Source organism: Desulfovibrio sp. (assembly GCF_035644575.1).
GTDB lineage: Bacteria > Desulfobacterota > Desulfovibrionia > Desulfovibrionales > Desulfovibrionaceae > Desulfovibrio.
Window position 1 is genome coordinate 1 of record NZ_DASQOG010000120.1, and the last position, 7,104, is coordinate 7,104.

5 protein-coding genes are annotated in these 7,104 nt (G+C 63.1%); 3 read left to right on the plus strand and 2 right to left on the minus strand.

What is annotated here, in order from left to right; genetic code table 11:
* Positions 1–150: 150 nt before the first annotated feature.
* The 3 genes from mazG to VEZ52_RS06685 are packed head-to-tail and all read left to right on the plus strand — an operon-like array spanning position 151 to position 5,272.
* Positions 151–951 carry a nucleoside triphosphate pyrophosphohydrolase gene (gene mazG, locus VEZ52_RS06675; protein ID WP_324836126.1) on the plus strand — a complete coding sequence of 267 codons (801 nt, stop codon included), beginning with the start codon at positions 151–153 and terminating at the stop codon, positions 949–951.
* Positions 909–3,122 (plus strand): hypothetical protein, encoded by a 2,214-nt coding sequence (locus VEZ52_RS06680; RefSeq protein ID WP_324836127.1) that lies wholly within the window; start codon positions 909–911, stop codon positions 3,120–3,122. Before mazG ends, VEZ52_RS06680 begins: the two co-directional genes overlap by 43 nt.
* Positions 3,119–5,272, plus strand: coding sequence for a hypothetical protein (locus VEZ52_RS06685; protein ID WP_324836128.1), 2,154 nt, complete (start codon positions 3,119–3,121; stop codon positions 5,270–5,272). The genes VEZ52_RS06680 and VEZ52_RS06685 overlap by 4 nt, the downstream gene beginning before the upstream one ends.
* A gap of 280 nt (positions 5,273–5,552) precedes the next feature.
* Here the strand turns inward: VEZ52_RS06685 and VEZ52_RS06690 are convergent, their stop codons facing one another.
* The gene (locus VEZ52_RS06690) at positions 5,553–6,080 is read right to left on the minus strand and encodes a serine/threonine protein phosphatase (RefSeq protein ID WP_324836129.1); all 528 of its coding nucleotides are present in this window, start codon (positions 6,078–6,080) and stop codon (positions 5,553–5,555) included.
* Entirely contained in the window at positions 6,081–7,064 is a 984-nt protein-coding gene (gene glpX / locus VEZ52_RS06695; protein ID WP_324836130.1) for a class II fructose-bisphosphatase, read from the minus strand.
* Positions 7,065–7,104: the final 40 nt, after the last annotated feature.

A 7,104-nucleotide genomic window follows, 5' to 3' on the forward strand; every position in this document is an offset into this window, starting at 1 on the left:
AAATTTTTCGCGGGCGCGCCCTTTATGCAGCATTCGCGCGCACTGCCCTACTTCAACGCGCTCATGACCCAGGTACACGGCTGGCTGCCGCCTGACCTCACCGCCCGCCTGGGCATTTAACTGCCAGAATTACCAAGGAAACACGCCATCATGGAAAAGACCGCCCTCGAAGAATTGCAGCTCATCATAGACAAGCTCACCGCTCCCGACGGCTGCCCCTGGGACAAGGAACAGACCCCCGAAAGCCTTGCCGAATACGTCATTGAAGAAAGCCATGAGCTTGTGAGCGCCATCCGCTCCGGCAATGTGGCAGACATCCGCGAAGAACTGGGCGACGTGGCCTTTTTGCTGCTTTTTGTGGCGCGCCTGTATGAAAAGCAGGGGCAGTTCAACCTTGATGATGCCCTCAACAACAACAGGGCCAAGATGATCCGCCGCCACCCCCACGTGTTCAGCAACACGGTTTTTGACAGCCTTGAAGAACAACTCAAGGCCTGGGAAAAAATCAAACGCGCCGAGCATACTGACGACGAAGGCAAACCCAAGGGCCTGTTTGACAGCCTGCCCGAAAGCCTGCCCCCCCTTGCCAAGGCCTACCGCATCAACTCCAAAGCGGCCCGCGTGGGCTTTACCTGGCAGGAAGATGAAGAGGTGGAGCAGCAGGTGGAAGCCGAGTGGCTGGAGTGGCTGGACGCCTCTGCAGGCGGCGATCAGGATGCCCAGAAGCACGAACTGGGCGATTTGCTGTTCAGCATTGCAGAGCTTGGCCGCCGCAAGGGCATCAAGGCCAGCGAAGCGCTGGACTACGCCAACCGGCGCTTCCTCAAGCGTTTTGCCCGCATGGAAGAAATCGCCCGCGAGCAGAACATTGATTTTTCGGCCCTGACCCTTGATGAAAAGGACGAGCTGTGGAACACGGCAAAGGCCGAGGAAACTGCGGCAAAGGCCTGACGGTCGCAACCATGCGTGCCCAACCATTGCGGAAAATCCTGCGGCGGCCCGTACCGCTGACAACCGGGCTTGCGGCCCGGCTGCCCCTGCTGGCCGTGCTTGTGGCGGCTCTGGTGGTGGGCCTGTGCCTTGCGGCCTGCACAAAGCACAGCGGCACGGCAACCTCCCTGCGCCGCGAGCAGCCTGCAGGGAACGCAGCCCTGCTGCCGCGCGCGGATCCGGGGTATCTGCAATGGCTTGAGCGCCAGTCCATGCTCGGCTCCACCCAGGAACTGACAGGGCAGGTTTCCGGCACGGATCTTATCTGGCGCAACAGCGCCTCGGCGCGGCGTGTGCCCCTGCTGCTGACCGCCGCGCCCAACTGGTTTGACGTCAACCCGCACAGCCTTGGCGCCGGACAGCCTGCCCTGCGGGCGCTGGCCCAACCCGGCGTGGACGCTTTTTGGGCGCAAGCTGGCTTTGGCGGGCTTTTCCTGGCTCCTTTGGGCGAAAAGGGCGACATCTGGAGCGCCCACGCGGCTTCCGCACTGCCTGACGCTGCATCCGAGGCGGGCGACAACGTCACCGCCCTGCGGCCAGACCCTTCACTGGGCACCGGCGAGGATTTTTCGCGGCTGACTGCAAAGCTGGATCAGGTGCAGATGCAGATGGGCGGCGAACTGCCCCCCGCAGCCACGGGCCTGGGGCCGGATTTTATTCTTCAGGCACGGCGGGCCTCGCGCTTTGACGGCCTGTATGCCATGATGTCTGTGCCGCAGAAAGACTGGGATATTTTGCCCGCCACCGCCGGCGAATGGGACTGCCTGCCCCTGCGCCAGACCGCTGTGGCGGAATTGCGCAAACGGGGCGTTGTGCCCGATCAGTTGCGGCGCGACACCCTTGACTGGGCAACCCCCGGCGGGTGGGCCGTCACCGGCGAAGTGCGCGGCGCTGATGGACAGGTGCGGCGCTGGGTCTACCGCTACAGCGGCAATGCCCTGCGGCCCGTACTGCTGTGGCAGGACCCTTCCGGGCAGGCCCGGCGGGTATTTTCCGCAGCTGTTATCCAGCACACGGGCTTGCAGCAGCAAACGCTTGCGGGCATCAGGCTGGAGGCCCTCATGGGTCTTGACGCTCAGGTGGAAGGCCAGAGCGGGGGCAGAACAGACCCTTCGGCGCTGGTTCCGGGGCTTGAAGCTCTGGAATCCCTGGCGGGCGAGGTGCACCGCTACGGCGGATGGGCCGTGCAGGACGATGTGCTGCCCCCCTCGCTGACCAAAGCGGTGCTTGCCACAGCCGTAGATTTCAGCCGCGACAGCATCACCCCGGCTGCCGCCGCATATGCCCTGCTGAGCGGTGACGCGGCCCCTCTGGGCGCGCTGCTGAAGGCCTCGCTTGCGGCGGGCGTTGACCACAGCCGCCTTGCGCGTGGACTGCGGAACAGGCAATATATTGACTGGCGTCCCCTGCTGGATCTGCCGGACGGTCAGGCTCTTGTGCGCCGCGCGCAGTCCCTTGCCAAGGGCGCGCCAGAGGCCTCGGGCTTGCCCGTCACCCAGACGGAACTGGCCGTTCGCGCCCTTGGGTTTGATGCAGCCAGCGCCCTGCGCCCCGAACACGCGCAGGCCATGGAATCTGCCTGCCTGCTCCTGCTGGGCTGGCGCATTGGCTTGCCGGGTCTGACATTTTTAAGCCCGCAGGATCTTACGGGCGCGCTGGGGTTGCCGCAGGGTTCTGGCAAGGGGGCGTCCAGCGCTGGCAGCGTGCCCCTGTGGGGGGCCACAAACCTGCCCGGCGGACAAAGCCCAGCCTCTTTGACTTTTGGCCCGCTGGACATGCAGTGGAGCCGGGAAACAAGTTTTGCCAGACAGATTGCCCGCCTGTTGCAGGCCAGACGCGCCACCGGGCTTGCCTCTGGTCGTCTTGTGCAGGTGGTAAATGGCCCCGCAGGATGCGTGGCGACCCTGAGCGCCCTGCCGGGCGGCGGCTACTGGCTGCTGGCGGCCAATTTTTCAGACCGGAAACAACACCTTGCCTGCCCTCTGCCCGCTGGCGCGCAAGGCCCCGCGCGTGATGTGCTGAGCGGCCAGAGCCTGCCCACGGGGCGCGCCGTAGAAATTGACCTCGATGACCGCCAGGCGCGACATATCCTGCTTGGCGAGCCGAAAACGCATGAAGGAGCGATGCCATGACCCAGAACAGCGCCCAGAATCCCGGAGACCAGGCTGCCTGTCAGTCTGGGGGCCAGCAGACAAGCTCGGACGGGGCGCACGCCCAGTCCGAAGCGCAAGCTGCCAAGGCAGTTTCCCAGCCATCTGCACCAGCTCCCGATCCTGCTGGCGCGGCACAGGCCGCTGCGAACGCCGCAGCAGCCGCACCGCAGGCAGAAGGCGCAGCGCCCAAGGCTTCCCGTCCGGTGACGATCTCGGCCAAGGGATTCAGGGGAATGTTTGGCAACTCCGGCAAGGAAGGCAAACCCGCTGCCTCTGCAAAACCGGCAGAATCCGCTCCTCAGCCAGCCGCTCCCGGTTTTGCCGACAATATTTTTGACGCAGCCAGCATTGTTGGGCCGCTTGCGCTCCTGCTTATCATGCTGGCCCAGGCCTGGCCCGCCCTTATGGGGCACAGCCTGTACTGTCCGCGTGAAGCCGCAGGCATACTGGCCTTTACCCAAACCGCGCAAAGCGGCATGTGGCTTGCCCCGGCTGGCGACGGCCTTTCGCAGTGGCCCGTATTTTTCTGGTTTGTGCGCGGCATTGAAGCCCTGCTCACCAAGGCCGCGCCGCAGTTTGCCCACCTGCTCTTTCCCCTGGCCGCGATGGCCGGAACCCTGATCTGCCTTGTGGCGGTGTGGGTTCTGGGCCGTGTTGCCGGGCTGGATCGCCGGGCCGCGCTGGCTGGCGGCATGCTGCTGCTCTGCGCGCCCATTTTTGCGCCGCTCTCCACCTTTACCGGGCCGGAAGCTTTGGCTGCAGCAGTGACCCTGCTTTCCCTTGCCTGCCTTTGCCACGGCTGGCAGCAGCCGGGCACGACCATCACCCTGCCTCTGGGTTTTGCATTGGCCGCATTGGCTGGCCTGACGGGTGGCCTTTTCCATCTGTTGCTGCCCGTGCTGACCAGTCTGGCCTTTCTGCTTTGGCGTTGCGGATTCCGCCGCGCGCAAAAGGCGGACGGCCTCGTGGGCTTTGTGCTCATGCTGGGCATCATTGGCTGCTGGCTTGCTGTTGTCATGCTCTGGCATCAGCCGGAAGGATACCTCAAGAACCTTGGCACCCAGCTTGTAACCTGGCCCATCACCAAGGCCACATGGTGGAAGCCCCTTGCCTTTGCGGCTCTGGGCCTGCTGCCCTGGCTGGCTGTTATCTGTGGTGTTTCGTGGGCGCGCGTGCTGCGCACCGCCACTGCGGATCTGGCTGCCTCCCGCAAGGAAAAAGCCGGAATGGCCTTTTTGTGGATAGCCCTTGTGTTCGCCTGCCTGCTGAGTATTTTTGCTGCCGACATGGTGGGCGCTGCCGTGTGCACGGCCTGCCTCGCCGCCCTCCTGCTGGGCAAGGCTCTGCTGCGCCTGCCTGTTGCCGGAGCCAAACTGTTCTACATCATCGCAGCCCTGTGCCTGCTGCACGCCAGCATGGCCCTGGTGGCCGCAGGTTTTGGCTACACGCTTGACTGGCTTGGCAAGTTCTTCCACTTTACGCTTACCGAAAGCCAGCGCACCGCCGTGCTTGGCCTCAAGGCCCTGCCCGTGCTGGGCGGCATTGGCATTGTGGCGGCAGTACTGCTTGCCCGTCTGGTGCGCCGTGGCGCGCACGGCGGTACCAGCGGTTCGCTCGTGATGTGCGCAATCATTGCTGTTGTTCTGGCCCAGCCCGCATCGCTCATGCTCATGCCGCAGCTGGAAAAAACCCCTGAAGCGCAGGTAAAAAGCCTGAGCGCCATCCTGACTCCTGCTGCCCCAGCGGTTGCAGCTCCTGCGGCGGCTCCGGCCCCCGCGCCTGAAGCTCCCGCAGCAGCACCTGCCGAGGCCCCCAAACTTGAACCCGCCGCCCCGGCAACCGCGCCAGAATCCGCGCCCGCTGCTCCGGCTGAAAAACCCGCGCCGGTGCAGGAACCTGCGGCTGCCCCAGCCGCCGTCCAGCCTGCGGAAGCGTCTGCTCCCCAAACAATGGCACCTACGGTTCCGGCTGCTCCGACTGAAGCTCCCGCAGCGACGCCTGCCGATGCAGCCAAGGAACTCGCCAAGGAAGTGGTCAAGGAAGCCACCCCCGCTGCGCCAGCGGAACAGACACCTGCGGCGCAACCAGAGCAACCCAAGGGCGCAGCGCCTCAGGCTCCTGCAAACTAGCTCAACTACATCAGCCCGGCGCAGACCGCGCTCACAATACCAAGGCCCCTCTCACGAGGGGCTTTTTTTCGCCATATGGCAGTTCAGAACAGTCCCCAGTGGGAGGGCATGCACCGCGACTCCCTCAGTGCAAGAGCGCCTCAACATCACCCCTTTGCCTTCGCTTGCAGACAGTGAACGCTGCTGAAACAGCCCGCAAATAAAAAAGGCCCCGGAATCAACCGGAGCCTTTCATCAATCTTTTGTCTGCGCCCGCACTGCGGGCTTGTGCAAAGTGGCCCTATTTGTTTATGGGCGGCACATCGCCACCAGCTTTAAGCATGGTGCCAAGGTGACGCCGCGCAAGGGCAAGTTCGCCTTCTGAAACTTCGGGCATATCCTTGGAACGCGCGCCGCTCATGTCATTGCCTTCTTCCACGATGGAAAGAGCGGCTGCCATGCGGCCCATGACGCAGAAAAAGCGTACCGGGTTCCAGTTATGCGCCTGCACCCAGGCAGCGGCGCTGGGCGAATAGAGAAAATCCGCCTTGTTGTTGCGCATGATGGGGTGGGCTTCTTCATTGTTGCCCTTGGCCCAGGCCCGGAACTGCGGCAGAAGTTCAAGAAAGTCCAGCAGTTCCTTGTCCGTCACCGGGGGCTGTTTTTCATACACATTAACGCTTGCGCTGGAACTAGGGGCAGGCTGCTCCGCCTTTTTCTTGGCAGCAGGAGCCTGTGCGGCCTCGGCCATGCCGGGGGCAACAACCATCAGCGGCAGGGCCAGCACCAATGCCGCAAAAACACCGCAGAAAGATGAAATTTTATTCATTCAATACCGAACCGCGCTAAATTTCGAGAGTCTGTCCATATTATGGTAAGACTCCACATATCGCAGGGTGCCGGTTTTGCCGCGCAAAACCAGCGAATGAGTAACAGCGTACTTGGCACTGTAGCGCACGCCTCTCAAAAAATCACCGCCGGAAATACCCGTGGCGGCAAAGAAACAGTCATCACTGCGCACCAGATCATGCACCGTGAGCACTTCGCGCGCGTCAATGCCCGCTTCGGTGATGGCTTCTTTTTCCACATACGACTGGGGATCCAGACGGGCCAGAATCTGCCCGCCCATGCCCTTGATGGCGCAGGCAGACAACACGCCCTCGGGGGTGCCGCCCGTACCCATCATGATATCAACCTCGGAACGGGGATCAACAGCCATGAGCGCGCCTGCCACGTCGCCATCAGTCTGCAGCTGAATGCGCGCGCCTGCCTGGCGAATTTCCGTAATAAGCTTCTCGTGCCGGGGCTTGTCGAGCACAAAGACCACAAGATCCTGCACGCTCTTGCCCATGGCCTTGGCCACATTGGCAAGATTGACCTTTACCGGCGCATCCAGATCAACCACATCGCGGGCCTCGCGCGGCACCACCAGCTTCTGCATGTAGTAGCTGGGGCCGGGGTTGAACATGCTGCCGCTGGGGGCAACGCCCACCACCGAAATGGCGTTGGGGCGGCCATAGGCCAGCAGATTGGTGCCTTCCACAGGATCAACGGCCACGTCCAGGCTGGGGCCGCAGCCCTTGCCGACCTTTTCGCCGTTAAAGAGCATGGGGGCATTGTCTTTTTCGCCCTCGCCGATAATGACCAGGCCATCAATACTGAGGGTGGCGAAGCTGACGCGCATGGCGTCAACGGCGGCGCCGTCACCGGCTTCCTTGTCTCCCCGACCGAGCCAGCGGGCCGATGCAAGGGCCGCAGCCTCGGTAATGCGAACAATGTCCAGAGCCAGATTTTTCTCCGGTGCTTCCGCCATGATATCCTCCACTCAGATCAGCGTTGTGCAACACACTGCT

Bases quoted from the DNA above. Each gene is read 5' to 3' on its own strand.
- mazG (WP_324836126.1), top strand. From the start codon at position 151: ATGGAAAAGACCGCCCTCGAAGAATTGCAGCTCATCATAGACAAGCTC.
- VEZ52_RS06685 (WP_324836128.1), top strand. From the start codon at position 3,119: ATGACCCAGAACAGCGCCCAGAATCCCGGAGACCAGGCTGCCTGTCAG.
- VEZ52_RS06690 (WP_324836129.1), bottom strand. From the start codon at position 6,080: ATGAATAAAATTTCATCTTTCTGCGGTGTTTTTGCGGCATTGGTGCTG.
- glpX (WP_324836130.1), bottom strand. From the start codon at position 7,064: ATGGCGGAAGCACCGGAGAAAAATCTGGCTCTGGACATTGTTCGCATT.